The organism is Xanthobacter sp. BG11Y11_SDJG (genome assembly GCF_057364445.1).
In genome coordinates this window covers 1-774 of record NZ_JBNFNU010000799.1, presented here as the reverse complement: position 1 = coordinate 774, position 774 = coordinate 1, and the positions used below count along the sequence as shown (strand labels likewise).

1 protein-coding gene is annotated in these 774 nt (G+C 69.8%); it reads left to right on the top strand.

Annotated elements, in window-relative coordinates; translation table 11 throughout:
- Positions 1-35: 35 nt before the first annotated feature.
- Positions 36-774, top strand: a 739-nt coding sequence (locus AC2W7M_RS26600; RefSeq protein ID WP_486136197.1) for a DUF3300 domain-containing protein, incomplete at its 3' end; no start/stop codon positions are given.

The following is a 774-nucleotide window of genomic DNA, read 5'->3' as shown; positions in this document are numbered from 1 at the left end:
CGCCCGCCCCAGCCGGCGCGGCCCAGGCGCCGGCCGTGCCGGATTCGCCCGTGGCCGGTGCCCCCGCTCCGGCTGCCGGCCAGCAGCAGACCTATTCGGAAGCCGAGCTCCAGCAGCTGCTGGCGCCCTATGCGCTGTATCCCGATACGCTGCTGGCGCAGATGCTGCCGGCCACCGTCTATCCCATCGAGCTGGTGCAGGCGCAGCGCTGGCTGGAGCGCAACAAGGCGGCGGTGAAGAAGGGCAATTTCTCCGGCGTCGACAGCCAGAGTTGGGATCCCTCGGTGAAGGCGCTGGCGCGCTTTCCCACCGTGATCGCCAAGCTCAACGAAAACCTCGACGCCACCACCGCCCTCGGCAGCGCCTTCGTCTACCAGCCGGAGGACGTGAGCGTCGCCATCCAGGTGCTGCGCGCCAAGGCGGAGGCCAACGGCGCGTTGAAGACCAACAAGCGCCAGAACGTCACCACCCGCAGCGAGAACGGGCGGAACACCATCTACATCACCTCGGCCGATCCGAACGTGGTGTATGTGCCGTATTACGACACCGACATCTATACGATCGCCGGCCTGGGGCTGCTGACCTTCGGCGCCGGCGTGGTGGTGGGCAATGCCTGGTGGGGGTCCTGGAACTGGTGGAACGGCTGGGTCTATCCGCCGGTGTGGCCCGAGCTATCCCCGGCTGGCGGCCGTGGGTGGGACCGCGGCCGCCTTGGCCCCGGACCCGGTCCCTGGCCGGGTCCCGGACCTTGGCCCGGTCCGCGCCCCGGTCCCT